At 62.4% G+C, this 26,553-nt stretch carries 27 protein-coding genes; 15 read left to right on the forward strand and 12 right to left on the reverse strand.

The annotated features are described in order from the left end of the window. Window positions 1-116: 116 nt before the first annotated feature. Window positions 117-938: a tetratricopeptide repeat protein gene (locus AC07SZ_RS23870; RefSeq protein WP_494916147.1), complete on the forward strand. Its 822-nt coding sequence runs from the start codon at window positions 117-119 to the stop codon at window positions 936-938. A 77-nt stretch (window positions 939-1,015) separates the two neighbouring features. Here the strand turns inward: AC07SZ_RS23870 and AC07SZ_RS23875 are convergent, their stop codons facing one another. The 9 genes from AC07SZ_RS23875 to AC07SZ_RS23915 form a co-directional block, all read right to left on the reverse strand. Next, window positions 1,016-2,041: a type II secretion system F family protein gene (locus AC07SZ_RS23875; protein WP_056569991.1), complete on the reverse strand. Its 1,026-nt coding sequence runs from the start codon at window positions 2,039-2,041 to the stop codon at window positions 1,016-1,018. Between the two features lie 9 nt (window positions 2,042-2,050). Further along, window positions 2,051-3,064, reverse strand: coding sequence for a type II secretion system F family protein (locus AC07SZ_RS23880; RefSeq protein WP_494916149.1), 1,014 nt, complete (start codon window positions 3,062-3,064; stop codon window positions 2,051-2,053). A 23-nt stretch (window positions 3,065-3,087) separates the two neighbouring features. Beyond that, a complete protein-coding gene (locus tag AC07SZ_RS23885) occupies window positions 3,088-4,590 on the reverse strand; it encodes a TadA family conjugal transfer-associated ATPase (RefSeq protein WP_056569987.1) in 1,503 nt (500 codons plus the stop codon). A 23-nt stretch (window positions 4,591-4,613) separates the two neighbouring features. Next, entirely contained in the window at window positions 4,614-5,903 is a 1,290-nt protein-coding gene (locus AC07SZ_RS23890) for a CpaE/TadZ family protein (protein ID WP_056569985.1), read from the reverse strand. A 50-nt stretch (window positions 5,904-5,953) separates the two neighbouring features. Next, window positions 5,954-6,691, reverse strand: coding sequence for a CpaD family pilus assembly protein (locus AC07SZ_RS23895; RefSeq protein WP_065005396.1), 738 nt, complete (start codon window positions 6,689-6,691; stop codon window positions 5,954-5,956). A 14-nt stretch (window positions 6,692-6,705) separates the two neighbouring features. Next, window positions 6,706-8,238, reverse strand: a complete 1,533-nt coding sequence (locus AC07SZ_RS23900; protein ID WP_056569975.1) for a type II and III secretion system protein family protein — start codon at window positions 8,236-8,238, stop codon at window positions 6,706-6,708. After that, window positions 8,235-9,050 carry a Flp pilus assembly protein CpaB gene (gene cpaB, locus AC07SZ_RS23905; protein WP_494916151.1) on the reverse strand — a complete coding sequence of 272 codons (816 nt, stop codon included), beginning with the start codon at window positions 9,048-9,050 and terminating at the stop codon, window positions 8,235-8,237. The genes AC07SZ_RS23900 and cpaB overlap by 4 nt, the downstream gene beginning before the upstream one ends. 221 nt (window positions 9,051-9,271) lie before the next feature. Further along, window positions 9,272-9,790 carry an A24 family peptidase gene (locus AC07SZ_RS23910; RefSeq protein ID WP_056569971.1) on the reverse strand — a complete coding sequence of 173 codons (519 nt, stop codon included), beginning with the start codon at window positions 9,788-9,790 and terminating at the stop codon, window positions 9,272-9,274. A 186-nt stretch (window positions 9,791-9,976) separates the two neighbouring features. Further along, window positions 9,977-10,153 (reverse strand): Flp family type IVb pilin, encoded by a 177-nt coding sequence (locus AC07SZ_RS23915; protein WP_056569967.1) that lies wholly within the window; start codon window positions 10,151-10,153, stop codon window positions 9,977-9,979. Window positions 10,154-10,509: 356 nt separating this feature from the next. Here AC07SZ_RS23915 and AC07SZ_RS23920 point away from each other — a divergent pair, with 356 nt between their 5' ends. The 3 genes from AC07SZ_RS23920 (at window position 10,510) to AC07SZ_RS23930 (ending at window position 12,319) form a co-directional block, all read left to right on the forward strand. After that, a complete protein-coding gene (locus tag AC07SZ_RS23920) occupies window positions 10,510-10,932 on the forward strand; it encodes a pilus assembly protein N-terminal domain-containing protein (protein WP_056569964.1) in 423 nt (140 codons plus the stop codon). 138 nt (window positions 10,933-11,070) lie between these two features. Then, entirely contained in the window at window positions 11,071-11,661 is a 591-nt protein-coding gene (locus tag AC07SZ_RS23925) for a TadE/TadG family type IV pilus assembly protein (RefSeq protein WP_056569963.1), read from the forward strand. Window positions 11,662-11,695: 34 nt separating this feature from the next. After that, the gene (locus AC07SZ_RS23930; protein WP_056569962.1) at window positions 11,696-12,319 is read left to right on the forward strand and encodes a TadE/TadG family type IV pilus assembly protein; all 624 of its coding nucleotides are present in this window, start codon (window positions 11,696-11,698) and stop codon (window positions 12,317-12,319) included. 6 nt (window positions 12,320-12,325) lie between these two features. Here the strand turns inward: AC07SZ_RS23930 and AC07SZ_RS23935 are convergent, their stop codons facing one another. After that, entirely contained in the window at window positions 12,326-13,249 is a 924-nt protein-coding gene (locus AC07SZ_RS23935) for a phosphate/phosphite/phosphonate ABC transporter substrate-binding protein (RefSeq protein ID WP_065005398.1), read from the reverse strand. A gap of 393 nt (window positions 13,250-13,642) precedes the next feature. On the opposite strand from AC07SZ_RS23935, the gene AC07SZ_RS23940 reads away from it, so the two are divergent. The 9 genes from AC07SZ_RS23940 (at window position 13,643) to AC07SZ_RS23980 (ending at window position 23,390) form a co-directional block, all read left to right on the forward strand. Next, on the forward strand, window positions 13,643-14,884 hold the full coding sequence (locus AC07SZ_RS23940; RefSeq protein WP_494916152.1) for a phosphopentomutase: 1,242 nt from the start codon (window positions 13,643-13,645) through the stop codon (window positions 14,882-14,884). Then, window positions 14,877-15,767, forward strand: coding sequence for a bifunctional DNA-formamidopyrimidine glycosylase/DNA-(apurinic or apyrimidinic site) lyase (gene mutM / locus AC07SZ_RS23945; protein ID WP_494916153.1), 891 nt, complete (start codon window positions 14,877-14,879; stop codon window positions 15,765-15,767). The genes AC07SZ_RS23940 and mutM overlap by 8 nt, the downstream gene beginning before the upstream one ends. 88 nt (window positions 15,768-15,855) lie before the next feature. Then, window positions 15,856-16,629 (forward strand): enoyl-CoA hydratase, encoded by a 774-nt coding sequence (locus AC07SZ_RS23950; protein WP_494916154.1) that lies wholly within the window; start codon window positions 15,856-15,858, stop codon window positions 16,627-16,629. Window positions 16,630-16,810: 181 nt separating this feature from the next. Next, window positions 16,811-17,077 carry a 30S ribosomal protein S20 gene (gene rpsT / locus AC07SZ_RS23955; RefSeq protein WP_056569958.1) on the forward strand — a complete coding sequence of 89 codons (267 nt, stop codon included), beginning with the start codon at window positions 16,811-16,813 and terminating at the stop codon, window positions 17,075-17,077. Between the two features lie 851 nt (window positions 17,078-17,928). Then, the gene (gene dnaA / locus AC07SZ_RS23960) at window positions 17,929-19,473 is read left to right on the forward strand and encodes a chromosomal replication initiator protein DnaA (RefSeq protein WP_140775480.1); all 1,545 of its coding nucleotides are present in this window, start codon (window positions 17,929-17,931) and stop codon (window positions 19,471-19,473) included. 305 nt (window positions 19,474-19,778) lie between these two features. Continuing rightward, the gene (gene dnaN, locus AC07SZ_RS23965; protein WP_010913340.1) at window positions 19,779-20,897 is read left to right on the forward strand and encodes a DNA polymerase III subunit beta; all 1,119 of its coding nucleotides are present in this window, start codon (window positions 19,779-19,781) and stop codon (window positions 20,895-20,897) included. Between the two features lie 78 nt (window positions 20,898-20,975). After that, the gene (gene recF / locus AC07SZ_RS23970; protein WP_494916155.1) at window positions 20,976-22,115 is read left to right on the forward strand and encodes a DNA replication/repair protein RecF; all 1,140 of its coding nucleotides are present in this window, start codon (window positions 20,976-20,978) and stop codon (window positions 22,113-22,115) included. Window positions 22,116-22,146: 31 nt separating this feature from the next. Then, window positions 22,147-22,899 (forward strand): molybdopterin-synthase adenylyltransferase MoeB, encoded by a 753-nt coding sequence (locus AC07SZ_RS23975; protein ID WP_494916157.1) that lies wholly within the window; start codon window positions 22,147-22,149, stop codon window positions 22,897-22,899. Window positions 22,900-22,913: 14 nt separating this feature from the next. Continuing rightward, on the forward strand, window positions 22,914-23,390 hold the full coding sequence (locus tag AC07SZ_RS23980) for a GNAT family N-acetyltransferase (protein ID WP_056570451.1): 477 nt from the start codon (window positions 22,914-22,916) through the stop codon (window positions 23,388-23,390). Between the two features lie 32 nt (window positions 23,391-23,422). Here AC07SZ_RS23980 and AC07SZ_RS23985 read toward each other — a convergent pair whose 3' ends face one another. Continuing rightward, window positions 23,423-24,424, reverse strand: a complete 1,002-nt coding sequence (locus tag AC07SZ_RS23985; protein ID WP_056569949.1) for a 2-hydroxyacid dehydrogenase — start codon at window positions 24,422-24,424, stop codon at window positions 23,423-23,425. A gap of 148 nt (window positions 24,425-24,572) precedes the next feature. Between AC07SZ_RS23985 and AC07SZ_RS23990 the strand changes: the two genes are divergently transcribed. After that, on the forward strand, window positions 24,573-25,130 hold the full coding sequence (locus tag AC07SZ_RS23990) for an SH3 domain-containing protein (protein ID WP_056569947.1): 558 nt from the start codon (window positions 24,573-24,575) through the stop codon (window positions 25,128-25,130). 207 nt (window positions 25,131-25,337) lie between these two features. Here the strand turns inward: AC07SZ_RS23990 and irrA are convergent, their stop codons facing one another. Further along, the gene (gene irrA / locus AC07SZ_RS23995) at window positions 25,338-25,769 is read right to left on the reverse strand and encodes an iron response transcriptional regulator IrrA (RefSeq protein ID WP_056570449.1); all 432 of its coding nucleotides are present in this window, start codon (window positions 25,767-25,769) and stop codon (window positions 25,338-25,340) included. A 242-nt stretch (window positions 25,770-26,011) separates the two neighbouring features. On the opposite strand from irrA, the gene fabA reads away from it, so the two are divergent. Further along, complete coding sequence (gene fabA / locus AC07SZ_RS24000; RefSeq protein ID WP_010913332.1) at window positions 26,012-26,527, forward strand: 3-hydroxyacyl-[acyl-carrier-protein] dehydratase FabA; 516 nt, start codon at window positions 26,012-26,014, stop codon at window positions 26,525-26,527. Window positions 26,528-26,553 lie beyond the last annotated feature (26 nt).

Genomic DNA, 26,553 nt, shown 5'->3' on the forward strand with positions numbered 1-26,553 from the left:
GCCGAACCCAAACCGAGTCGGCGTTTCTTAACTCTCCGTTAGGGTTAACAGAATATTTCTGCGGGAGGAAAGATGGCCACGCAATGGCCGCGCATGAAATGGAGGCTTGTGTAGCGATGCCGACCGACCGCACAGTGAATGCCAGGGGAAAACGGCTCGTCACCACGGCCCTCATGCTGGCGCTCGCGGCGGGCGTCGCCGGCTGCGGAACCGACAAGCTCACCACCGGCTCGATCGGCCGCACCGGCGGCAAACCGCTGGAGACCATGTCGGCCGGAGAACTGCACAATGCCACGGCCGCCCTTGGCCAGTCCTACGCCAGGAACCCCAATGACAAGCGAATCGCGACCAATTTCGCGGCCGCGTTGCAGATGGATGGCGATGCCGACCAGTCGCTCGCCGTGATGCGCAAGCTGGCGATCGCTTACCCCAAGGACCGCGACGTGCTCGCCGCCTATGGCAAGGCGCTGGCCGCCAACGGCCAGTTCGAGGCAGCGCTCGACGCCGTGCGTCGCGCGCAGACGCCGGAATACCCTGACTGGAAGCTGGTCTCGGCGGAGGCGGCCATCCTTGACCAGCTCGGCCAGAAGGACGACGCGCGCCAGCTTTACCGCAAGGCCCTCGAACTCAAGCCGAACGAGCCCTCGGTTCTCTCCAATCTCGGCATGTCCTATGTGCTGGGAGGGGATCTGCGCACCGCCGAGACCTATATGCGCTCGGCCGCCCAGCAGCCCGGGGCCGACAGCCGTGTGCGCCAGAACCTGGCGTTGGTCGTCGGTCTGCAGGGCCGTTTCGACGAAGCCGAGAAAATCGCCTCGCAGGAGCTATCGCCCGAACAGGCACAGGCCAATGTCGCCTATCTCAGGCAGATGCTGGCCCAGCAGAATGCCTGGACCCAGCTCAAGGACCAGGACAAGGCGAAACCGGCAGCCAACTGACAACGATTTCGCCGACATTGAAAGCCGCGCTGCATGCAGCGCGGCTTTTGTCTTTGGGCGAGAACCTGCCGCGATTTTTACTGGCTGGTCGACGCCGGCGCCCCGGAATGATCGCCAAAGATGCCGCGCTGGCTGACCTGGATACCGGCGGGTCCCAGGATGATGGCGAAGAGCACCGGCAGGAAGAACAAGATCATCGGCACGGTGAGTTTGGGCGGCAAGGCGGCGGCCTTCTTCTCGGCGGCGTTCATACGCATGTCGCGGCTTTCGGCGGCAAGCACGCGCAACGCGTGCGCCACGGGCGTGCCGTAGCGTTCGGCCTGGACGAGCGCCTGCGACACCGATTTGACCGATTCCAGGCCGGTACGGCTGGCAAGATTCTCATAGGCCTGCTTGCGTTCCTGCAGATAGGAAAGCTCGGCGTTGGTGAGGATGAATTCTTCCGCCAGAGCCACCGACTGGGCGCCGATCTCGTCGGCAACCTTGCGCAGCGCGGCTTCCACCGACATGCCCGACTCCACGCAGATCAGCATCAGGTCGAGCGCATCAGGCCACGCCATCTGGATCGACTGCTTGCGCTTGGTGGCGCGGTTGTTGACATAAACAACCGGTGCGTAGAAGCCGCCATAGGCTACGAGGACGCAGACGAACAGCCGCACGACCAGTGGTTTGTCCGGCAAGCCTCCAAGCACGAATATGTAGACCAGGGCCAGCGCGAAGCCGACAAAGGGCAGCACGAGACGGAAGAAGAGGAATCGCGTCAGCGGGTTCTGCCCGCGAAAGCCGGCGACCTTGAGTTTCTGCAAGGTGTTCTCGTCGGCAAGCGCGCGCCGCAGGTCTAGCCGGTCGACAATGTTGCGCATGCCGATCGACTGTTGTTCGCGCAGGCCCTTGCGGCGGCGATCGGCCTCGGTGGCAAGCCGCGCGCGCTGCTTGGCGCGAAGCTCATCGCGCTCGAGCGCGACCGTTTTCATGCGCGCCTTGAGCTGGTTGCCGCCAAGCGCCGGCAGCAGCGTAAAGACGGTCGCGAACACGGCGATGGCGACCAGCACCGCGATCAGAAACGCCGGATCCGTCAGTGACTTGATGACTTGTTCACTCATGCCGCGGCCCTAGACATCAAAGTTCATCATCTTGCGCATCACGAAGATGCCAATCGACATCCAGACGGCGGAAACGCCGAGGATCAGATTGCCAACACTGGTGTTGAAGAGCGGCATCAGGTAGAGCGGGCTCGAAAGGTAGACCAGGAAGGCGACGATGAAAGGCAGCGCGCCGATGATGGCGGCCGACGCCTTCGCCTCCATGGACAGCGCCTGGACCTTGGCCTTCATCTTCTTGCGGTCACGAAGGACGCGAGAGAGGTTGCCCAGCGCCTCGGACAGGTTGCCGCCGGCCTGCGACTGGATCTGGATGACGATGCCGAAGAAACTCGCCTCGGTGCATGGCATGGTTTCGGGCATCCTCAAGGTCGCGTCGGGGATCGACAGGCCCATCTGCTGCGAATCGACGATGCGGCGAAACTCGGTCTTCACCGGCTCGGGGGATTCGTTGGCGATCAGGCGCACGGCATCGTTCAGCGGCAGGCCGGACTTGACCGCGCGCACGATGATGTCGAGGGCGTTTGGAAATTCGTTGAGGAATGCCTTGACGCGCCGGGCGCGGCGAAACGAAACGAACCAGCGCGGCAGGCCAAGCGCGCCTGCCAGCAGCACGCCCGGCAGGACGAGCGTCGGCGCCCCGGCCATGAATGCGACCATGGTCAGCGCGAGGCCGCATATGGCGGAATAGATGTAAAAGCGCTCGATCGAAACCTTCATCCCGGCCTGCCGGATTTGCGCCTTCAGCGGCGGCTTCTTGACGGCGGTGTCCTTGGCTTTCTGCTTCTCGTCGAGCTCCTTCAGCGAATCCTGCACAGATTTACGGCGCTTGGCCGCGTCCGCGGCGCGGTCGCGGGTGGCCTTGACGATGGAGCGGTCCGTTTCCGCCGCCTTGATCGTTTCAAGCCGCTTGCTGGCCTGTTTCTCATTGCTGATCTGGTTGAACAGGAATGCATAGGCGACCGCGCCGGCGCTGAAGCCGGCGAGCACGACAAACGCCAATACGGTGCCGTCAATTCCAAACATCGAGCAGAGCCCTCAACGCCACGTCAGTCAGCGCGTTTCTCCATGGCCTCGAGCGCAACGGCGAGGCGCTGCTCCTCGCCGTAGTAACGGGCACGGTCCCAGAAATGCGGGCGGCCGATGCCGGTCGAGACGTGCTCGCCCAGAAGCTTGCCGTTGGCGTCCTCGCCCTTGATGTTGTAGAGGACGATATCCTGCGTGATGATGACGTCGCCCTCCATCCCGATGACCTCGGTGATGTGGGTGATGCGACGCGATCCATCGCGCAGACGCGCCGCCTGGATGATCACATCGATGGAGCCGACGACGATTTCGCGCACGGTTTTCTGCGGCAGCGAGTAACCGCCCATGGCGATCATGGATTCGATACGGTTAAGGCATTCGCGCGGACTGTTCGAGTGGATCGTTCCCATCGAGCCGTCATGGCCGGTGTTCATCGCCTGTAGAAGATCGAACACTTCGGGTCCGCGCACCTCGCCGACGATGATGCGTTCGGGCCGCATGCGCAGGCAGTTCTTGACCAGGTCGCGCATCGTCACTTCGCCTTCGCCTTCGAGGTTGGGCGGTCGGGTCTCCAGGCGAACGACATGCGGCTGCTGCAGCTGCAGTTCGGCCGAATCCTCGCAGGTGATGACGCGCTCCTCGCGGTCGATATAGTTGGTCAGGCAGTTGAGCAGTGTCGTCTTGCCCGAGCCGGTGCCGCCGGAGATGACGATGTTGCAGCGAACGCGGCTGATGATCTTGAGAACCTCGGCTCCCTGCGGAGAAATGGCGCCAAACTTGACCAGCTGATCGAGCGTCAGCTTGTCCTTCTTGAACTTTCGGATGGTAAGTGCGGCTCCATCGATGGAGAGCGGAGGCGCGATGACGTTGACGCGGGAGCCGTCGGGAAGGCGTGCGTCGCAGATCGGGCTGGATTCATCAACGCGGCGGCCGACCTGGCTGACGATGCGCTGGCAGATGTTGAGAAGCTGCTGATTGTCACGAAAGCGGATGGTGGTCTGCTCGACCTTGCCATTGACTTCGATGTAGACGTTCTTGGACCCGTTGACCATGATATCGGCGATGTCGTCGCGGGCGAGCAATGGCTCAAGCGGCCCATAGCCAAGCACATCGTTGCAGATGTCTTCGAGCAATTCTTCCTGCTCGGCGATCGACATCGCGAAGTTCTTGATCGCGATGATGTCGTTGACGATGTCGCGGATTTCCTCGCGCGCGCTTTCGGGTTCGAGCTTGGCAAGTTGCGACAGGTCGATCGTGTCGATGAGCGCCGAGAAAACCTGGCTCTTGGTGTCGTAGTAGGTCTCGCTCTTTTCGCGGCCCCGCCTCGCCTCCGGCGCGATGGGTGGCGCCTCTACCGCACGCCGGGCTGGTGGAGCGACCGTTGCGCTTGGCGGCGGTGCCGCGGCCCGGCCAAGAACCGCCGTATCCGTCGAACCCGCGACCGGCGGCGCGGCCGGCGCCGGTGCTGGTTGGCGGAATTCCGGTGTGAACCGGTTGCCGTCGTCGTTGCCTCTTTTACCGAACATGATCGACTACCGGTTCCAAAGCATCATTTCTTGTTGCGCGAGAGCTTGCCGAGCAGGCTGCCCAAGCCGGCCTTCTTTTTCGTCCGGATTTCGCTTCGCCCGGTGAGCACATGGGCAATCTCATTGATGGTCGCGACAATCTGGTTCTTGGCATCCATTTCGCCGAGCATACGCCCGTTGTTGGCGGCATTGCCGAACAGCAACGGATCGAAGCCGATGACCGCCATCGGCGTCAGGCCGAGCGGCTCGGCGAAATCGGACGGCGAAATTTCCGGCCGCTTGGGGACGCCGGCCTGGTTGATGATGAGCTTCGGCGGCGGGTCGTTGGGGCGAAGCCGCTTGAGCATGTCGATCAGGTTCTTGGTGTTGCGCAGATTGGCCAGTTCCGGCGTCGCCGTGATGACGATCTCGTCGGCCTTGACCAGCGTGTTCTTGGCCCATCCCGTCCAGACATGGGGAACGTCCAGTACCAGAAGGGGTACGCTGCGCTGCGCGGTATCGACAAGCTGCGCGAAGGCATCGGGATCGAAGTCGTAGACACGTTCCAGCGTCGAGGGCGCCGCGAGCAGCGACAGGTGCTCCGCGCACTGGGTCAGCAGCCGGTCGAGATAGACTTCGTCGATGCGTTCGGGCGAAAACACCGCTTCGGCGATGCCCTGTGCCGGGTCCTGGTCGAAATTGATGTTGGCCGTGCCGAAGGCGAGGTCGAGGTCGGCAACGACGACCTCGGACTTGAACAGGGAGGACATTGCCCAGGCTACATTGTGGGAGATGGTGGAGGAGCCGACGCCGCCCTTGGCACCGACAAAGGCCACCGAACGGCCGAGCGGTTCGGCCTCAGGGTCGACGAAAATCGACGACACGACGCTGACGATGTCGGCCATCGACACCGGCGCGATGACATATTCGGAGATGCCGGAGCGAATCAGCTCGCGATAGAGACCGACGTCGTTGTAATGGCCGATAACCACCACTTTCGAGGATGGATCGCAGTGTTCGGAGAGCTGGGCGAGCTGCTCCAGCAATTGCTTGGGTTCACTGCGTGATTCCAGCAGGATCAGGTTCGGCGTCGGTGCCGACTGATAGAACTCGATGGCCGTGGGAACGCCGCCCATATGGACCTTGAGATGCGCCTTGGTCATGCGGCGGTCCTCGCCGGCGCGCTCGACCGGATTGGCAACGCCCTCGGTCTCGCAGAATGCCTGGATCGAGATGCGCGGGACCGGCCGCAACGCCTGCATCGCGGCGATGTCCTGCGGTGAGGTGTCACCGCCGTCCACGGTGGCGTCATAGGCAAGGTTGCTCATGGTCATGCTCTTTCCGTGGCCTGTTCTTTCCGTGTCTTCTCTTTCCCAAGGGCGGCTTAGTAGGTCACTTCCGAATTGCCGAGGAATTCATCCGAAATGCCCCTGTTGCGATAGACATCGATCACCGCGCCGCGGTTTTCCGCGTCGATGGTGGTCTGCTTGCGCGGCCCGAGCAGATCGGCCGGGTTGGCCATCTGGGCGGCGAGATTGTTCTGATAGGAGCAGCCGAAGTCGGCATAGTGCTTGTTCTCCGACGTCTCCGTCAGATCGTCGGGCCAGCGTCCGCATTTGTCGGTCTGGGCCCTCACCGCGATATAGGAGACGCGAACCGGGGCCGATACCTCGCTCGATCCGGCCTGATAGGAAACCACGATGATCCGGTTGCGCTTGACGCCGCTGGCGACCGCCAGCCGGGCGAAATCGCGGCCGGCCGCCGAGGCGGCAACCTGATTGGCCGATCCGCTGGGAACCTGGATCGTCAATGTCGGAGCGGCACTCTTGTCATAGCCGTCGAGGAAACCGAGCAGCGTGTCGCGCTGCGAACCGGTCATGCCACGGTCACCGGCGCCGACGGGAAGGTCGATCTTCTGGTTCTTCTCCGCGATCACGATCGGATGGTTGGTGCGATAGTCGTCCGGAATGGCGCCCACGGTGATGCTGTCGCGCTGGGCGCAGCCGGCCAGCAAAGCCGTTGCCGCCACCGCCAGGATCGAGAGCGCCCGCAGGCTGGTCCGCGAACGGCCGGTGCGCATCGTCGTGACGATGCCCCTTGTGTTCAACGCTGACTGAGACATGTCCGCTTCCCCATTCACTTGTAGATAAAGCCGACAACGCCGTGATACCGGCCGTTGGGCTTGTCGGTCTGCATGGTGCCGTAGACGCGATTGACCTTGCCAAGGAACATGCCGGCGCCGTCGCTCGGAGGATTGAAATTGTCGTCCGGCTTGGCGAGATCGTTGCGTGCCACCGGCTTCGCCAGATAGGGCGTGATGATGATGACGAGTTCGCTTTCGTTGCGCACGAAGTCCCTGCTGCGGAAGAGCGCACCGAGCACCGGTATCTTGGTGAGGCCGGGCAGTCCCGCAACGGCTTGACGGACGTCATCGCGCACCAGGCCGGCAATCATCATCGAACCACCCGACGGCAATTCGACGGTCGTGTCGGCAAGCCGCTTGCGGATCGACAAAACCGCCATTCCCTGCAAGTCCAGTTGCTTCAAGCCTCCCGCTTCCAAGGAGCCGGCACCTTCCGTCGTCGGCTCCGATACGGAAGTCCTGACCTTGAGACTGATCCGGCCCGCCGAGAGCACCACGGGCTGGAACTCAAGGCCGATGCCGTATTCGACTTTGTCGAAAGTATATGTCGTCTGGCCGGTCTGGTTGTCGGACGATACGTTGCTCGTACGCCCCGAGACCACATTGTACTCGCCACCAACCTTGAACGTAGCCTTCTCGCCCGAAACAGCGGTCAGGGTCGGTTCGGCAAGCGTCTTCATGACGCCGCTTTGTTCCATGGCATTGATGTAGGACTGCAGACCCGAAGTAGCGAACCCAAGGCCCGAAGTCGACGAAAGCGGCTTGCCCAACCCGTAGTTGGGCGAACTAAGTGCGGCCCAGCTAATGCCGTTGCTGCCGCCACTGCCGACCATGTTGACGCCGAGCTGTTTCATCACGGACCGGCTTACTTCCGCGACGGTCACTTTCAGCGTGACCTGGTCGTCACCGATGATCTGCAGGAGATTGACGATCTTCGAGACGCGTCGTTCCTGGTCGGGGTTGTTGATGTCGACACCGCTCTGGGCCGAGCCGCCGGCCGCGGTCTGCGAATACTGACCCGTCGTCGCTTCACCGCCCGAGACGAAGATCGTCGCCAGGTCGACCGCCCGCTTCGCATCCAGCGGCGTATCGACGGTTCCGGTCAGGACGACGTTGTCGTTCAGCAGTTCCACCTTGACGGCCGAGGTCGGAAGGAAGCGCTTGATGTAGCCTTCCAGACCGGCAACGTCGCGTTCGACGGCCAGATCCAGACTGGCGATCTGTTCGCCGTTCGGACCGAAGACGAAGATATTGGTCTCGCCGACCGACTTGCCGAACAGGTAGATACGCCTTGCGGTGCGGGTCACCGCATCGGCAACGCTCGGGTTGGCGACAAGAATGTCGTAGGCATCGCTCGGCAGATCTATGACCACCGATTTGTTGAGGCCCAGCTTGACGCGCTGCGTGGCTGTCGTAGCCGTCACCTGCGTACTCTTGGCCTCGACGACGCCCTGCACATTCGTTCCGACGAGCAGCAGGCCGAATGCCGCGGCTGCGATTGCCGGCAGTTTACCGCTTAGCCTCATTTCCTTGCCCCTACTTCGGATACTTCACCCGACTTGATCAATCTCACCGTTCCCTTGCGGCCATTGCCGGAAACGAGATAGTCGGCCTCGTCCACATTCTTTTCCTGGGTGTCCGTGATCGCCCGCAGCGCCAGGGTCAGGCGATCGGCCATCTGCTGGGCAACGGTGATGATCTCCGCCTGTTTGGGCGTGAGCTCCAGCGTGGCGGTCTGGCCGACCCTGGTCTTCTTGCCCTCCTCGTCCTCCTGGATGGTCTGGTCGATCGCCAGGACGCGGATGTTCTTGAGGATGGTTTCAGTGTTGAAGCCGGTGCTGCCGCTGTTGGCATCCGCCCTTCGCGTCATGATGACGTCGACAAAATCGTTTGGCAGGATGAAGCCGCCTGCCGAAGTGTCGGCCGATATGGCGGTGGCGACCGCCCGCATCCCCGAAGGCAGGATGGACGACATGAAGCTCTGCCCCTCGCCGATCAGCTTGGAACGCCGCACGGGCTCACCCGCGTACATCGGCACACGGGCAATCGACCCCTTCAATTTGTCGAGGGCGTCGGGAGCGGTTGCCTTGGTGATGAAATTCGCGTTGACGCCGTCGGCCGGCCAGGATTGCCAGGAGATGTTGTTCTGGAGCGCGTTGCCCATAGCGACGTCGCCCAAGAGCACAAGCACGTCCTGCAGGGGCACGGCAGGAGCCTGGGGACCCGAATTAACGACGATCTGGGGCGGCGGCGCGGCGACCATGTTTTTTGCGACATAGCCAGCGCCACCTGCCGCGGCCACCGCCACGCTCAGAATAATCAGTCGGGATGCTGGCATCTGTCCGAACCCTCGCCCTTGGCAAACCACCTAGCCAAGCCGGACTTTGCAGCGGCAATCGTCAAAACAAGGTTAATGCAATGCTTACGATCGTGATTAATTTAAGGTTTACATAAATTAGCTGGATCGCCCGGCCACGGATGCAAAAGAGGGTCCCGGCCGCCGGCGCTTTCCAAAGCCGGTCGGGAAACCCGATCAAGGTGACGGAATTCAGATCGCGTTCAGCTCGCCAGCCTTGCCAGCGCCCACACCATCAAGGGCGAATCCGGATAGGTCAGCAGTCCGCCCAGGCCGAGCGCGATCCCATAGGGAACCCCGGTCGTGTCATCCGCGAAATGACGCAGGAATGGATTGCGGCCGGTAATAACCGCCAGCGGCGATTTCCGATAGACGAGAATGGCAAGCGTCAGCAGGCCGCCGATAAATGTCGAGACAACCAGGTATTCGACAAGATGAACGTTCAACCCCATCCACACGGCCGTGGCGGCGAGCAGCTTGGCATCGCCTCCACCCATGCCACCCATCGCGAACAGGCCGAACGTAACGGCAAGGACCAGGGCGCCGGCGGCGAAATGCCAACCGTAGGCTGCCCATTCCATACCCGTCAGCGGCGCAACCAGCGCAAAGACGGCGACAAGCAACACCGACACGCGATTGGCAATCGTCATCGACAGCATGTCGGAGATCGCGGCAAAAAGCATGCAGAACGGAAAGACGACGAAGATCAGGGCTTCAAGCATCGGCGCTCATGCCTATTGTCAGAATTCCAAGGGGCTCAACCTAGGCTCGTTCGATTAACGATTGATGAGGCCCGAAACGAAAAGATGGCTGGTATTGGCAGTGACATGGACAAACAGAATAAAACAGGGGCCGCCATGTGGCGGCCCCTGTCTGGAACGCTATCGGAGCGTTCAACAATAAGCAGATCAGCTGCCGCTGCTGTTCAGGGTGCTTCCGATGGAAGTGAACTTGGCGTTGATCGCATTGCCGAGTGCGCCGGCGCCGGTGATGATGGCGAGCGCGATGAGAGCGGCGATCAGACCATATTCGATAGCGGTCGCGCCGGATTCGTCCTTCACGAAACGTGCAAAAAGGTTAGACATTCGAGAGCTCCTACTCCACGTGTTACAGCACTTCCGTCAACTTCTGTGATGGTTGATCGGATGCTGCCAATCTAGGGAGAAGCTCTTTCGATCGGCTTAATAAACAGCCTTACCGATTCCTTTCCCGGCTCGAACGGAGTGCTTGGTTAACTCCATGCTAAGCGCCGGCTAAAGTACCGTTCCCCAGGCCAACGCAGCAAAGGGCAAGGACTTAAGGAATCTTGTGACCCAGAGCGGATCGACCATGCGAACAGCTGTACCGATCGCCATATCCGGCGCCAGCAAGCCGACTTAACTGTTGGTTCACCAATCTCGTTCATGTTCCGTTGAACAGTTTGCTTGCTTGGAGCGCCTCGATGGCCGTGCAGAGATCCTCAATCCTGATTGCCGTGCTTCTTGCCGCCACGAGCCTGATCACGCCAGCCAGAGCCGGCGCCGATATAGAAGTCACCATGAATCAGGCCAAGATCGTGAAACTGTCGCGCCCCGCCGACACGATCGTCGTCGGCAACCCGGCAATCGCCGATGCCTCCGTCCAGGACGCCTCGACGATCGTGCTCACCGGCAAGGGTTTTGGTGTCACCAATCTCGTCGTTCTCGACCAGGACGGCAGCCCGATCGTCGACGCACAGGTTACCGTCGTGCGGCAGGCAGCCTCGTCGGTTCGCATCTACCGGCGCGCCGAGGTCCAAACCATGTCTTGCACGCCCTATTGCGAGAGCTCCTACAAGAGCGAGGCCGAGAAATCCTCCGAAGCCGAAATGAACGTCAGCAGATAGGCTGCATGGCCCCGGCGGCCGTCCAGGTTACCGGCCAGTTAAGACGCCCTCACCGACTTTAACGATCATCCAAACCGGACTTCAATTGGTTTGCGTTAGGACACCTGCCAGGACCGTCCAGGGATGGCAGGACAAGGCATGCGCAACGGATTCGGCTCGACAGTTCGGCACAAGGTGGAGCGCGCCAGGTCTTTCAGGCGCTTCGTTCGCGACCGGCGTGGCAGCACGGCGCTGGAGTTCGCGCTGCTCGCATTGCCGTTCGCCCTCCTTGTGTTCGCCATCCTTGAAAGCTGCATCTCGTTTGCCGGCCAGGAGGTGATGGCCAACATCACCGACGATGTCGCGCGCCAGTTGCGCACGGGCCAGTTGAAGCCGGCCGATGTGGCCGGGGACAAGCTGACGACCCTGATCTGCGGCAGACTTCAGATCATCGTCTCCACGGATTGCCCGCAACAGTTGCTTGTGGATCTTCGCGAGTATCCGACTTTCGCCGACGCGGCGACGGCGAGCTTCAAGATCCAGAACGGCGACGTCGTGCTGATGCAAGGCACGAATTCACAGACTTTCGCGAACACGCCTGGCCTGGCGGAATCGAAGAACATGCTGCGGGTCTTCTACAAATGGCCTGTCATGACCGATCTGATGGCCAAGTCGATGGCCAATCTGAGCGGAGGCAGGACGCTGCACTTCGCGTCCGTGACCTGGCAGAACGAGCCGTTCGACAATTGAGTTCGAAGACGACAACAAGAAAAAAGGCAATGACATGATGCGTGCGGGGGCACATCCGGGAATTGCGGGGATCTGGGGCAAGGTGGTTGGGTTCCGCTCCAATCGCCGTGGGGTGGCGGCGGTCGAGTTCGCCCTGATCGTGCCGATCCTGCTGGTCATGTATTTCATGACCATGGAGGCTTCGCAGGCCATTGAGACCAGCAAGAAGGTCAGCCGCATCGGCAGCATGGTTGCCGACCTCGTCACGCAGCAGCCGACCATCGTCAAGGCGGATCTCGACGCCATCATGAAAATCGGCACCTCGACCATCCAGCCCTACAACCGCTCGACACCGAACATCACCATCACCGCGATACAGGTCACCGCCGATACGCCACCCAACGTGAACGTGGTGTGGTCGCGCAAGGTGGTCGATGGCGTCTACAGCATCGCCACTGCCCTGCCCGCGACCACCACTGTTCCGGCAACGCTCAGGGTCGCCGGCACCTTCCTCATCCGGGTCGAGAGCAACCTCGCCTATTCGCCAATTATCAACTGGCAGCCGGACACCCAACAGAAGCTTGGACTGACCCAATCCCTGTCCACGACAATCCCGATGGGCGAGACCTACTATCTGCGCCCGCGCAGGAGCCTGACGATCCCCTGCAGCGATTGCTGAAGACTTCTACTGCTGACCACCATCAGACGTCACCATGCGCACGACCGCCTCCGCCATCGCATAGTCCTTTGGGGCAACGGTCAAAAAGCCGCCGGAGTGTTTTGATTCCAGAAGATCGTAGACATCCGGCGTCGTCGATTTGAGGTTGGTGAGGAAGACGGTCAGCCGGCGCTTGGCTTCCGGGTCGAGATCGCTGCGCACGGCATGGGGACCGTATCTCAGCAAACCCGACATCCACACAACCTGAAATGCCGACGGCGCAAGGCCGGCCTCCTCCAACCTTGCCTGCGTGCCGTCAGACAACAAGGGCTGGCCGTCGGCCGTCGCCGTCACCCAGCCGAACATAGCGTCAGCCTGGCCATCGAAGAGCATTTTTTCCGCCGCGGACGAAGAATCGGCATGGACCAGAAACGGTGAATCTTCAGCGATCTTGACGTGTTCGGCGGCCAGGCCCGCCAGCGGCAAAAGCGAACCTCCGACGCTGTCCGGCGGCGGCATGGCGATCCGGTGCGCCTCCATCGCCGCCAGGTCGGGCAGCTTGCCGTCCCTGGTCAGCAGCACGGAGCGGATGCCGGCCGCCCCGTCGGAATCGACCGGAGCCACAAGCGGCTCGATGCATCCACAACGCTGCAGCGCCGTCGCGTAGGCCGTCGCCGAATAGATGGCATATTCGATCCGGGCATTGGCCTGAGCATCGATCAGTGCCGCATAGTCGCGCGCGACGACGAACTCCACCTTCATGCCAAGCGCATTGGTAAAGGATTGCGTCAACAGCGCCAGCCCCGGAACGGTGTTGCCGGCGCCAGGCTCGGCGACGATACCGATGCGAAACGTGCCGATATCATCACGCCAGTCGGCCCGCGCCGGACCACACCAAAGCGCGCCGTGCACGGCCACAAGGGCGGCGCATGCCTTCCGCGCGGCATTCATGACAAGGCCGTCCTGCGTTTTCTTCGGTCCATATCCATGCCCGCTGCCCGCGACACTTTACATCCTGGATTGAGCTTGTCGTTGCCCCAAACCGCTACGCACTTTTGGGCGACATGGGCCCTTGGTTTTTTGCGCATGTCGTTGCCCCAAAACCGCTACGCACTTTTGGGCGACATGCGCCCTTGTTTTGCGCATGCCATTGCCCCAAAACCGCTGCGCACTTTTGGGCGACATGCGCCCTTGTTTTGCGCATGTCATTGCCCCAAACCGCTGCGCACTTTTTGGGCGACATGCACTGGACTATCGCGCCAAGCCGTTGCCGTTTGGTTTCCGAATTGCCAATGCCGCCGTGGGATCCTATGTCTGGGCGTCCAAACTGGCGATAATGACCCGATGGCGCGTGCTTTCCTCTTCGTCCTGGATTCTTTCGGCATCGGCGGCGCGGCCGACGCCGAACGCTATGGCGACGCCGGCGCCAACACGCTCGCGCACATCGCCGAAGCTTGCGCCGAAGGGCGCGCGGATCGCGAGCGGCTTCGGCAAGGGCCGCTGTTTGTCCCTCATATGGCATCACTCGGGCTCGGCAAGGCAGCCGAGACGGCGACAGGATTGGCTTTTGCCCATTTCGGTACGGATCTGCTCGCCAATGCTTTCCATGGCGCGGCGCAGGAAGTTTCGAGCGGCAAGGACACCCCCTCCGGCCACTGGGAGATCGCAGGCCTGCCGGTGCGTTTCGACTGGGGTTATTTCCCGGATACGGTTCCCGCCTTTCCGGCTGATCTGACCGCGGCGATGATCCGCGAGGGCGAGGTTTCAGGCATTCTCGGCAACTGCCATGCGCCGGGCACCGAAATCATCGAACGGTTCGGCGAGGAGCACATCCGCACCGCCAAGCCGATCTGCTACACTTCCGTCGACTCGGTCCTGCAGATCGCCGCGCATGAAGTCCATTTCGGGTTGGAACGGCTTTATGAGTTCTGTCAGGTCGTGCGCCGTCTGGTTGATCCGCTCAGAATCGGGCGCGTGATCGCACGGCCGTTCGTCGGTGAAACCGCCGCGACCTTCGAACGAACGTACAACCGCCACGACTATGCCGTGCCGCCGCCGGAGCCGACCTTGCTCGACCGGCTGACCGAGCGGGGAAGCCGCGTGATCGCCGTCGGCAAGATCGGCGACATCTTCGCCCATCGCGGAATTTCGGAAGTGCGCAAGGCCGCCGGCAACATGGCCATGTTCGACAAGGCGCTCGGCGCGATGGACGATGCCGCCGACGGCGATCTGGTTTTCGCCAATTTCGTCGATTTCGACACTGAATTCGGTCATCGCCGCGATGTCGCCGGCTATGCGGCCGCACTCGAGGCCTTCGACCGGCGGCTGCCGGAAGCACTCGCAAGGCTGCGACAGGGCGACCTTCTCATCCTGACGGCCGATCACGGCAATGATCCGACCTGGCGAGGGACCGATCATACGCGTGAACGCATACCGGTGATCGGCACGGGCCCCGGTTTGATAGGTGGTGACATCGGACTGAGAACAACATTCGCCGATATCGGCGAGACCGTCGCCGAACACCTCGGGCTGGCACCCGGACGCCACGGAACTTCCTTCCATGCGATGATTGGCGGCCATGCCTGAATTGCCCGAAGTCGAAACGGTCCGGCGCGGCCTGCAGCCTGTCCTGGAAGGTGCCCGTCTGGCCAGGGTCGAGGCGCGGCGGCCGGATCTCCGGTTTCCCTTTCCCGAACGGTTTTCGGAACGGCTGACCGGCAGGACGATCACGGCGCTTGGCCGCCGCGCCAAATATCTGACCATGCATGTGCAGGATGGCCCGCTGCTGATCTGCCATCTCGGCATGTCGGGCTCCTTTCGCATCGAGACCGACGATGACAGCGACACACCAGGCGTGTTCCATCACGAACGCTCGAAAAGCACGGTGCACGACCATGTCGTGTTCCATGTGATCTCCGCCGCCGGTGCCCTGTCGCGCGTAATCTTCAACGACCCGCGCCGTTTCGGTTTCATGCTGTTCGCGGAAGGATCGCCGGAGACGCATCCGATGCTGGCCGGGCTGGGCGTCGAGCCCACGGGCAATACGCTGGACGGCGTGCTGCTCGCCTCGCTGCTGAAAGGCCGCAGATCGCCTCTCAAGGCAGCTCTTCTCGACCAGAGGCTGATCGCGGGACTTGGCAATATCTATGTCTCGGAAGCGCTTTGGCGTGCCGGCCTGTCGCCCTTGCGCGAGGCGGGAACCATCGCCAGGCCGGGCAAGAAGGCCAGGGAACAAAGCGAACGCCTGGCCGAGGCGATCCGCTCGGTCATATCCGATGCCATCGCCGCCGGAGGGTCGTCGCTGCGCGACTATGTGCACACCGACGGATCGCTGGGCTACTTCCAGCACTCCTTCGCCGTCTACGACCGCGAGGGGCAGCCGTGCCCGAAACCCGGCTGCGGCGGCCACATCGAGCGTATCGTGAAGAGCGGACGCTCGACCTTCTATTGCCGGACGTGTCAGAGCTGAGTTAGTGAACGGTTTTCCCGGGAAGGCGCATGGCGCTTGGGAATGCGTCAAAACAAAGAGATAGACCGGATCGCGAGGAGAAGCAGCCATGGCCTATGAAACGATCATCACCGAGATGCGCGGCAAGGTCGGACTGATCACGCTGAACCGGCCAAAGGCGCTCAATGCGCTTAATTCCCAGATCCTTGCCGAACTCGTCTCGGCGGTGAACGGTTTCGGCGCCGACCCCGGCATTGGCGCCATGGTTGTTACCGGCTCCGACAAGGCCTTTGCCGCCGGTGCCGACATCAAGGAGATGCAGGCGATCTCCTATGTGGACGCCTACAGCCAGGACTTCTTCGTCGGATGGGAAGAGTTCACGCGGGCGCGCAAGCCGATCATTGCGGCGGTGGCCGGCTATGCCCTTGGCGGCGGGTGCGAACTGGCGATGATGTGCGATTTCATCATTGCCGCCGACACGGCCAAATTCGGCCAGCCCGAAATCACGCTCGGTGTCATTCCCGGCATGGGGGGGTCGCAACGCCTGACCCGGTTCGTCGGAAAGTCGAAGGCGATGGACATGTGCCTGACCGGACGGATGATGGATGCAGCGGAAGCCGAGCGCTCAGGCCTGGTGTCGCGGGTCGTGCCCGCCGGCGAACTCATCGAGGAGGCGATCAAGGCGGCGGCCAAGATCGCCGATTTCTCGCTGCCGTCGGTGATGATGGCCAAGGAAGCCGTCAACCGCTCCTATGAGACGACGCTGGCGGAGGGATTGCGGTTCGAACGCCGCCTGTTCCATTCGCTTTTCGCGCTCGAAGACCAGAAGGAAGGCATGGCGGCTTTCGCCGAAAAGCGGAAGCCGAATTTCACCAATCGGTAAAGCGTTGCCGGCCGACGATCGAAACCCTGGGGCGGCGACCAAAAAGAACGCCGGGCAGCGTTGACGCGCCGGAAAAGCTGAACTATAAGCCGCACCAACCGAGGCGGCCCCGTGGCTGCCCGTTTGTTTTTTGCGCCCTGCGGCATGCCGCGTGCGCCGACCAGATCAGAAGAGAGGCATCATGGCCAACACATCCTCGGCCAAAAAGGCAACGCGCAAGATCGTCCGCCGCGCAGCGATCAACAAGAACCGCCGCTCGCGCGTGCGCACCTATGTACGCCAGGTCGAGGAAGCACTCGCTTCCGGCGACAAGGCCGCCGCACAGGCCGCCTTCAAGGCCGCCGAGCCGGAATTGATGCGCGCCGCGACCAAGGGCGTCATCCACAAGAACACCGCGTCCCGCAAGGTGTCGCGCCTGGCCCAGCGCCTCAAGGTGTTGTCTGCCTGACATCGGCTTTTCAGACTGATCTTCTTTAAAACCCGGCCGATCACGCCGGGTTTTTTCGTTTGCCGGCAAGGACTTAAAAAGAATACTCGGAAACGGCTGTCAAAGCGGATTCCAAGCTTCGAAATGCTTTGCCGGCACATGCATGTCCGCTGATGGTTGGCACGCTTGAAAAGCATCCGCTTAGAATTTCTTAATTCTCAGAAATAACCCCTATTTTTCAGATAGTTATCTGTGGTCATCCACAGCTTGTCCACAGCACTCCGGGGAGGCGCGAGGACAACTGGCTGTCAAGCAAATTATTTCAGAATATTTCGCGCCGGCCAGTCTTTTTCATATTCGCCGGAAAAGGGTTTGAATCACAATGGCTTTGTCAAAATACACCGCCGTGGCATGGCGCTCCGACGCGCCCGAGGTAACCAGATTCCTTAAAAATCCGTTAGACGTGGCCTTGCCCTATCCACAGCGATTTCGGTAATGTCGATCCATCGAAAGGGACGGGCCTCTGGGCCCTTAACCCAGCCTGACGCGGCCAGCTTAAATTGGCGGGATTTGCGACGCGGATCAAGTCTGCGGATGGGTTTGGTTTGCTCTTTTTCGATACGGTAGGGGACTGGCGTAACTAGACATGGCAGGTCGACGGCGCGCCGGCGTTTTCGCCGGACGGTGTTGTATTGCCCTGACATACCCAACGCGGACTGGCTTCCATGGGCCGGCACCGGTTCCCTGAGACAATGGGCGATGTTCACTGCCAGCGGCGGCAGCGGACGTTGTAGCAAAGCGCAGTCGCTGGATGAAGGATGCAGGAGGCGCATCCCCGGCGGAAAAACAGGTACAAAACAAGGAACTCGATCATGCAGAGCGGCATCGAAAGGGAGCTTACGGGCGACCTCCCATTTCCTGGAACTTTGATCGGAGCAAACGAGATGGCGGTCTCCAGCGACGCGGAACAGAAGTTCGACCGGGTCAAGACCCAGTTGAAGGCGCGCCTGGGAGCTGAGGTCTATTCGAGCTGGTTCGGCCGGATGAAGGTCGCGGAGGCATCCAAGGGCATTGTCCGCATCTCGGTGCCCACCGCGTTCCTGCGCTCGTGGATCAACGGCCACTATCTCGACCTCATCTCCGAGTTGTGGAAGCAGGAGGATGCCGATCTCCTCAAGATCGAGATCGTGGTGCGCACGGCCACCCGCCAGGGGCGCAGCCATGCGGAACCGGAATTGGCCCCGGCACGCAAGATGACACGGCAGACGCAAACGGCATTGGCCGCCGGCACCGTGAGCCCCGGCAGGGTGGAACGTCCCCCGGTGCCGCGTCCGGGCGCCGCGACCGAGAGCGAGTTCCGCCATAATGTGCTGGGATCCCCGCTCGACCCGCGCTACACGTTCGGTTCCTTCATCGAAGGCCCGTCGAACCGGGTGGCTTTCGCCGCCGCCAAGGCCGTGGCGGAATCGCAGTCGAGCGCGGTGCGCTTCAATCCGCTTTTCCTGCACGCGACCGTCGGGCTCGGCAAGACCCATCTGCTGCAGGCCATCGCGGCGGAATCGCTTAAGCAGAACCCCAAGTCGCGCGTCGTCTATCTGACCGCGGAATATTTCATGTGGCGCTTCGCCACGGCGATCCGCGACAACAATGCGCTGACGCTCAAGGAACAGCTGCGCGACATCGACCTCTTGATCATCGACGACATGCAGTTCCTGCAGGGCAAGTCGATCCAGCATGAATTCTGCCATTTGATCAACATGCTGCTCGACAGCGCCAAGCAAGTCGTTGTCGCCGCCGACCGGCCTCCGTCGGAGCTGGAATCGCTAGAGCCGCGGGTCCGCTCGCGCCTCAACGGCGGCGTCGCGCTCGAAATGTCGGCGCCTGATTTCGCCATGCGCCTCGGCATGCTCAAGCTGCGCCTGGCCACGGCCCGGGTAGACGACGCATCGCTCGACATTTCAGACGAAATCCTCAATCACGTCGCCCGCACCGTGACCGGCAGCGGACGCGAACTGGAAGGCGCGTTCAATCAGCTGCTGTTCCGCCAGTCGTTCGAGCCGCAGATCACCATCGACCGCATCGACGAGATCCTCGGCCATATCTATCGCACCGGAGAGCCGAAGCGGGTTCGCATTGAGGATATCCAGCGCATCGTGGCACGCCACTACAATGTCTCGAAGACGGAGTTGCTGTCCAACCGGCGCACGCGCACCATCGTCAAGCCGCGGCAGGTCGCCATGTACCTGTCGAAGGTGATGACGCCGCGCTCGCTGCCCGAAATCGGACGGCGCTTTGGCGGCCGTGACCACACCACGGTGCTGCACGCCGTGCGCAAGATCGAGGACCTGTCCGGTAATGACAACACGCTGGCGCAGGAACTCGAGCTGCTGCGACGGCTGATCAACGACCAGGCCTGATGGATCCGAGACAGGCAAGCCAGAACCGCATCGGAATTCAATGGCTTGCCTGCTCGGCGGCACCCCTGAGATGGGCTCGAGCCAGTGGCTGGCGACGATCCGGATTCCGGTTTCAGTACCCTGCGCGGCGGTCTTCGCGGCCTTTATCCCCAGAAAGCCCGCGCAGCCGGCCGGAACCGGCGGCGCGGGCTTGCGTTTGCTGGCTTTTTCCTGTCAGTTTACGCAGATTCTGAGCCTGTTCAGACCTTTCGCGGGGCGCCGCCAGCCGGAGACCCGCTCATCCTTTCAAGCGAGCCTGTTTCGTCATGCGTGTTATCCTGGAACGGTCAAATCTCCTGAAGTCGCTCAACCACGTTCATCGCGTGGTCGAACGGCGCAACACGATACCGATCCTGTCCAATGTGTTGCTCAGCGCCGAGGGCGCCAGCCTCGAAATGAAGGCGACCGACCTCGATCTGGAGGTGACGGAAGCGACGCCCGCCAAGGTCGAGCGCGGCGGCGCGACGACGGTGCCGGCGCACCTGCTCTACGATATCGTGCGCAAACTCTCGGACGGCGCCGAGGTGATGCTGAAGACGGATGAAGACGGCAACGCCATGACGGTGACGTCGGGCCGATCGAGCTTCCGCCTGCAATGCCTGCCGCAATCCGATTTCCCCGAGCTCTCGGCCGGATCCTTCTCGCATATCTTCCGGCTCGACTCGGTTGCTCTGAAGGGGCTGATCGAGAAGACGCAGTTCGCCATTTCCACCGAGGAGACACGCTACTATCTCAATGGCATCTACCTGCACACGCATGAAGTCGGCGGCAAGCTGAAGCTGCGCTCGGTGGCCACCGACGGCCACCGCCTGGCGCGCGCCGAAATCGATGCGCCGGCGGGCTCCGAGGGCATGCCGGGCATCATCATTCCGCGCAAGACGGTGAGCGAGCTGCAGAAGCTGGTAGACGACCCGGATGTCGCCGTTACGACCGAACTATCCGACACCAAGATCCGCTTCACCATCGGCAGCGTGGTCCTGACCTCGAAGCTGATCGATGGCACCTTCCCCGATTATCAGCGAGTCATTCCGACCGGCAATGACAAGAAGCTGATCCTCGACCGCCAGAGTTTTGCCGCCGCGGTCGACCGCGTCTCGACCATCTCCTCCGAACGCGGCCGCGCGGTGAAGCTTTCGATCAGCGAAGGCCAGGTGACGCTTGCGGTCAACAATCCGGATTCGGGCAGCGCCACCGAGGAACTGGCGGCCGATTATTCGTCCGACCCGATCGAGATCGGCTTCAACGCCAAATATCTGCTCGATGTCGCCGCGCAGCTGACCGGCACGGAAGCCAAATTCATGCTGGCCGACGCCGGTTCGCCGACGCTGATCCACGACATGGCCGACGAGACGGCGCTTTACGTGCTGATGCCGATGCGGGTATAGCCGGCGCCGCATCATCGATCCGGTTCTGCGACGGGACCCGCGGCGGCAACAATGGCGACTTCTACAGGCGGATAGCGGTTGCCGGCACAGACTCATATAAGTAAGCTTACACTTACTAATTTTCGCAACTACGCCTCGCTGGCGATCGATCTCGCCCCGGGGCCCGTGGTCTTTTCCGGCGACAACGGCGCCGGCAAGACCAATCTCCTCGAAGCAATCTCCTTCCTGACGCCGGGACGCGGCTTGCGCCGTGCGCCCTACGCCGACGTCGCACGCGAGGGCGGCGATGGCGGCTTTGCGCTGCACGCCCGTCTCGACGGGCCTGACGGCCAGGTCGAGATCGGCACGGGTATTTCCGGCGGTGAGGGCGAAGGCGGCAGGCGGGTTCGCATCAACGGCGCGACCGCGAGATCGGCCGAGGACATGCTGGAATGGCTGCGGGTGGTGTGGCTGACGCCCGCAATGGACGCGCTGTTCACGGGACCGGCCGCGGATCGCCGACGCTTTCTCGACCGGCTGGTCCTGGCAATCGATCCCGGCCATGGGCAGCGGGCGCTCGACTACGAAAAGGCGATGCGCGGCCGTAACCGGTTGCTGACGGATGGGTCTCGGGACGACCGCTGGTTCGAAGCGATCGAGACACAGATGGCCGAAACCGGCGTCGCCATTGCTGCGGCACGCGCCGAACTGGTGCGCCTGCTTGCCGCCATGATCGACAGGCTGCCCGACACGGGGCCGTTCCCGCAGGCCGACATCAGCCTTTCTGGCGATCTGGAAACAGAGGTTTCCGCCGCGCCGGCAGTCGACGTCGAGGAGCGGTTCCGACGGGCGCTCGCCGATGGCCGCGATCGTGACCGTGCCGCGGGACGAACGCTCGAAGGGCCGCACCGCTCCGATCTCCTGGTGAGACACAGGCCCAAGGCAATGCCGGCCGAACTCTGTTCCACCGGCGAGCAGAAGGCACTGCTGGTCGGCATCGTCTTGTCACATGCCCGGCTGACCGGCGAAATGTCGGGCCTGACGCCGATCCTGCTGCTCGACGAGATCGCCGCTCATCTCGACGGCGGGCGGCGGGCGGCGCTGTTTTCGATCCTCGAGGAGTTGAACTGCCAGGCATTCATGACGGGAACCGATGCCGCGCTGTTTTCCAGCTTGCAAGGCCGCGCCCAGTTCCTCACCGTAGACCACGGCACGGTTGGGCCAACCGAAGGGCCCTGACAAGGTTTTTCAGCCGCTATATGGTCCTGACATGACCACCGCGCTGACCTCCGACGAAATCGAACGCTACGCCCGCCACATAGTGCTGCCCGAGGTCGGCGGCCCGGGCCAGCAGAAACTCAAACAAGCACGGGTCCTGGTGATCGGCGCCGGCGGGCTGGGCGCCCCAGTGCTCGAATATCTCGCGGCCGCAGGCGTCGGCACGCTCGGCATCATCGACGACGACACCGTGTCGCTGTCCAATCTGCAACGCCAGGTCATCCACGGCACCGATACGGTCGGCATGCTGAAAACCGACAGCGCCAAGGCGGCAATCACCCGCATCAATCCCAACACCGCGGTCGAGACGCACACGTTCCGGATGAGCGCGGAGAACGCCCCGGCCCTTGTCTCTCGCTATGACGTTGTGGTCGACGGTTCCGACAATTTCGAGACCCGTTATACGGTGGCCGATGCCTGCGCAAGCGCGCGCAAACCGCTGGTGCATGCCGCTGTCGGTCGCTTCGACGGCTCGGTGACGGTGCTGAAGCCCTTCGAGAACGGTAAGGATGGCAAGCCGAACCCGGGCTATCGCGATCTCTTCCCCGAAGCTCCACCGCCGGGCCTTGTGCCGTCCTGCGCCGAGGCCGGGGTGCTTGGAGCGCTGACCGGCGTCGTCGGAACGCTGCAGGCGATGGAAGCGATCAAGCTGATCACCGGCATCGGCGAGCCGCTGGTCGGCAGGCTATTGCTTTACGATGCGCTTGCCGCACGCTTCGAAACGATCCGCTACGCCAGGCGCTGACCTTGACGCAAAAAATGCCCCTTTCCATCGACCGCATTTCGGTCGGCTTCAATCGTTGGGACGAGCTGCTTTCCCTGATCATGCGTGCCTTCGCCTTCATGGACGGCGTTATCGACCCGCCGTCCTCTGCTCACCTGCTCACCGTAGACACACTGCGCGACAAGGCCGGGCGGGAGACCGGTTTGGTGGCCCTCGACGGTGCCAGGATCGTCGGCTGCGTCTTCGCTCTTGAAAGGGCACATGATTTTTACGTCGGCAAGCTCGCCGTCGACCCGGACTGCCATGGGCAAGGCATTGGCCGGCGGCTGATGCGGTCGGTCGAACTGCTCGCTCTAGACCACGGCAAGGCGGCCCTGGAGTTGCAGACACGGATCGAGCTCACCGCCAACCACGCCGTCTTTGCCCGCCTCGGCTTTCGCGAGACCGAACGGACGGCGCATGACGGCTACGTCAGGCCGACCTCGATCACCATGCGCAAGGCGCTTTCGTAACCTTTGGCTTTCACTTGAAGGCGTCGAGCCCGTCAGGTCCTGAGCGGCAGAACGCGGTCCGGCGGGCGGTGGCCATCGACGAACGCCCGGATATTGATGATGACCTTCTCGCCCATGTCAATGCGGCCCTCGAGCGTCGCCGAGCCCATATGCGGCAGGAGCACGACCTTGTTCCTGGCGGCGAGCTTGAGCAGCTTGGCATTGAGCGCCGGCTCGTGCTCGTAGACGTCGAGGCCGGCGCCGGCGATCTTGCCGTCCTGGATCAGCTTGACCAGCGCTTCCTCGTCGATGATGTCGCCGCGCGCGGTGTTCACGACGTAGGCCGTGGGCTGCAGCAGAGCCAAGCGCCGTGCCGACAGAAGATGGAAAGTCGCCGGCGTCGACGGACAATTGACCGAGATGATGTCCATACGGGCCAGCATCTGGTCGAGGCTTTCCCAATAGGTCGCCTCAAGCCCGTCCTCGACGGCCGGCAGGACGCGATGGCGGTTGTGGTAGTGGATGGAGAGGCCGAAGGCCTTGGCGCGCCGAGCGACGGCCGTGCCGATGCGCCCCATGCCGACAATGCCGAGCCGCTTGCCCCAGATGCGCCGGCCAAGCATCCAGGTCGGCGACCAGCCGGCCCATTTCTTGTCGCCGGTGAGCACATTGGCGCCTTCCGCGAGCCGGCGCGGCACCGCCAGCATCAACGCCATGGTCATGTCGGCGGTGTCTTCGGTGAGGACATTGGGCGTGTTGGTGACGGTGATGCCCTTCCTGGCGGCCGCGGCCACGTCGATCTTGTCGACGCCGTTGCCGAAATTGGCGATGAGCTTGAGGTTGTCGCCGGCCTGGGCGATCAGCGCCGCGTCGATCTGATCGGTCACCGTCGGCACCAGCACGTCGGCCTCCTTGACCGCGGCAACCAGTTCCGGCTGCGTCATCGGCCTGTCCTCGACATTCAGCCTCGCGTCGAACAGCTCGCGCATGCGGGTCTCGACCGGGTCGGGGAGCTTTCGCGTGATGACCACGAGAGGCTTCTTTTTGCCTGGCATTGTTTCCCTCGTTGAGACCTCTTTAACCAAGACCGGCGAAACTGAAAGCCGGTCGCGGTAGCCGATTTACCCATGTAACAAGCGGTGCCGCCGAAGACAAAGAAAAAGGGGCGCCGAGGTCATCGAGCCCGCGCCGAAAGGAACGAAAGTGTCTGGTTTCGCGTCGCTTCGCCTGACCCTAAGCGCAGCATTTCTCGGCGCTCTGCTTTATTCTCCCTTTGCCGTGGCGCAAAGCGCGGCAGCACCCGCCCAAAGCGTCACGCTCGGGCCGAGCGGCCTGCCGCTGCCGCGATTCGTCAGCCTCAAGCCAGCGCGCGTCAACTCGCGCGTCGGTCCGGGCGCCAACTACTCCGTCAACTGGATGTATGTGAAGGCCGGCCTGCCGATGGAGGTCATCCAGGAATTTGATACATGGCGCCGCGTGCGCGATGCGGACGGTTCGGAGGGCTGGATCAACCAGTCGATGCTTTCGGGCCGGCGCACCGCCATCATCGCGCCTTGGCAGCGCGGCAAGGGTGGCCAGATCAATCTCATGAAAAGTCCGGACAAGGACGCCAGGGTCGTGGCGATCGTCGAGCCGGGCGTCATGGGCACGATCAAGACCTGCGACGGCCAGTGGTGCGAAATGACGCTTGACGGCCACACCGGCTGGCTCGCCCAGTCGGCGGTCTGGGGCGCCTATCCCGGCGAGCGGGTCAAGGACTGAGGTCGCTCCGTTCGCGGCCGATACAGCCGGGATGGGTATCCTGAAAGCCGGTTGGCAGCTTCAGGCCATAAGCCCGATGCGCGGTCGATGGCGATTTGGGCGGTGCAGATGGCCGCCACGACTGCCGATTCGAGCCGGATTGTCAGGTCGAGGGGTTTCATCCCTTGCCGATTATTCCGGCCTGGTCGATTGTTCTGGTCCTGCCGGTCATTCCCGGCGCTTGGGGCGCAATCTCACCACGATATCGACATTGGCGATTTCCATGCCCTCGGGCGGGTCCGGCAGGTTGGTGATCGTCACCGGGCCGCTGGCAATGTCGAAAATCCGGTTCTCGCCTTCGACGTAGAAATGGTGGTGGTCGGAGGTGTTGGTGTCGAAATAGGTCTTGGCGCCCTCGACGGCCAGGATGCGCAGCAGTCCCGCCTGGGTGAACTGGTGGAGTGCGTTGTAGACCGTGGCCAGCGACACCGGCACGCCGGCGGCCAGCGCCTCCTCATGCAATTCCTCGGCCGACAAATGGCGGTCGCCCTTGGCAAAAAGCAGGTCGGCCAGCGCAATACGCTGGCGCGTCGGCCTCAGGCCGGCTTCGCGCACCCGCTTGTCCACAGCGACATTTTCCTTCCGGCAGCCCCGGTCCATCTGGTCTTCCAAGCTTGCAGTCCCGCTTCAAGACACGCCCAGAATGGCAAAAAAATGAACGTCTGCCGAAACCGGACCCCTGCTGACATATATTCTGTCGTCCGAATGCGATCAATAGCGCGCATTGACCCGGGCAGACTGGCGGGTTAAGCGCAAACGCCGGTTTCCGGCCTGAAACAGATTGTGTTAGGACACCAACGACAAGGGCGCGCTACCGCCCGGACGATATGGGGACGAGATTGATGGCGGGTAAATCCAGCTACGACTACGAAGAATTGCTGGCCTGCGCCCGCGGCGAACTGTTCGGAGAGGGCAATGCCCAGCTGCCCTACCCGCCCATGCTGATGTTCGACCGCATCACCGAAATCAGCGAGACGGGCGGCGCCTTCGACAAGGGCTTCATCCGGGCGGAGTTCGACATCAAGCCGGACCTGTGGTTCTTTGCCTGCCATTTCATCGGCAATCCGATCATGCCGGGATGCCTCGGCCTCGACGCCTTGTGGCAGTTGACTGGCTTCTATCTCGGCTGGCTCGGCGAACCCGGCAAGGGAATGGCGCTGTCTACCGGTGAGGTCAAGTTCAAGGGCATGGTCACCCCATCGGTCAAGAAGGTCGAGTATGGCGTGGATTTCAAGCGCGTGATGCGTGGCCGGCTGGTGCTCGGCATCGCCGATGGCTGGATGAAGGCGGATGGCGAGCCCATATATGCGGCTACCGACCTGAAGGTCGGTCTGTCCAAGCAGTCGGCGGTCGCTTGACCGCAGTTCTGGCCGACCCACTGGCC

It is taken from the genome of Mesorhizobium sp. GW821-FHT07A06 (assembly GCF_059419085.1).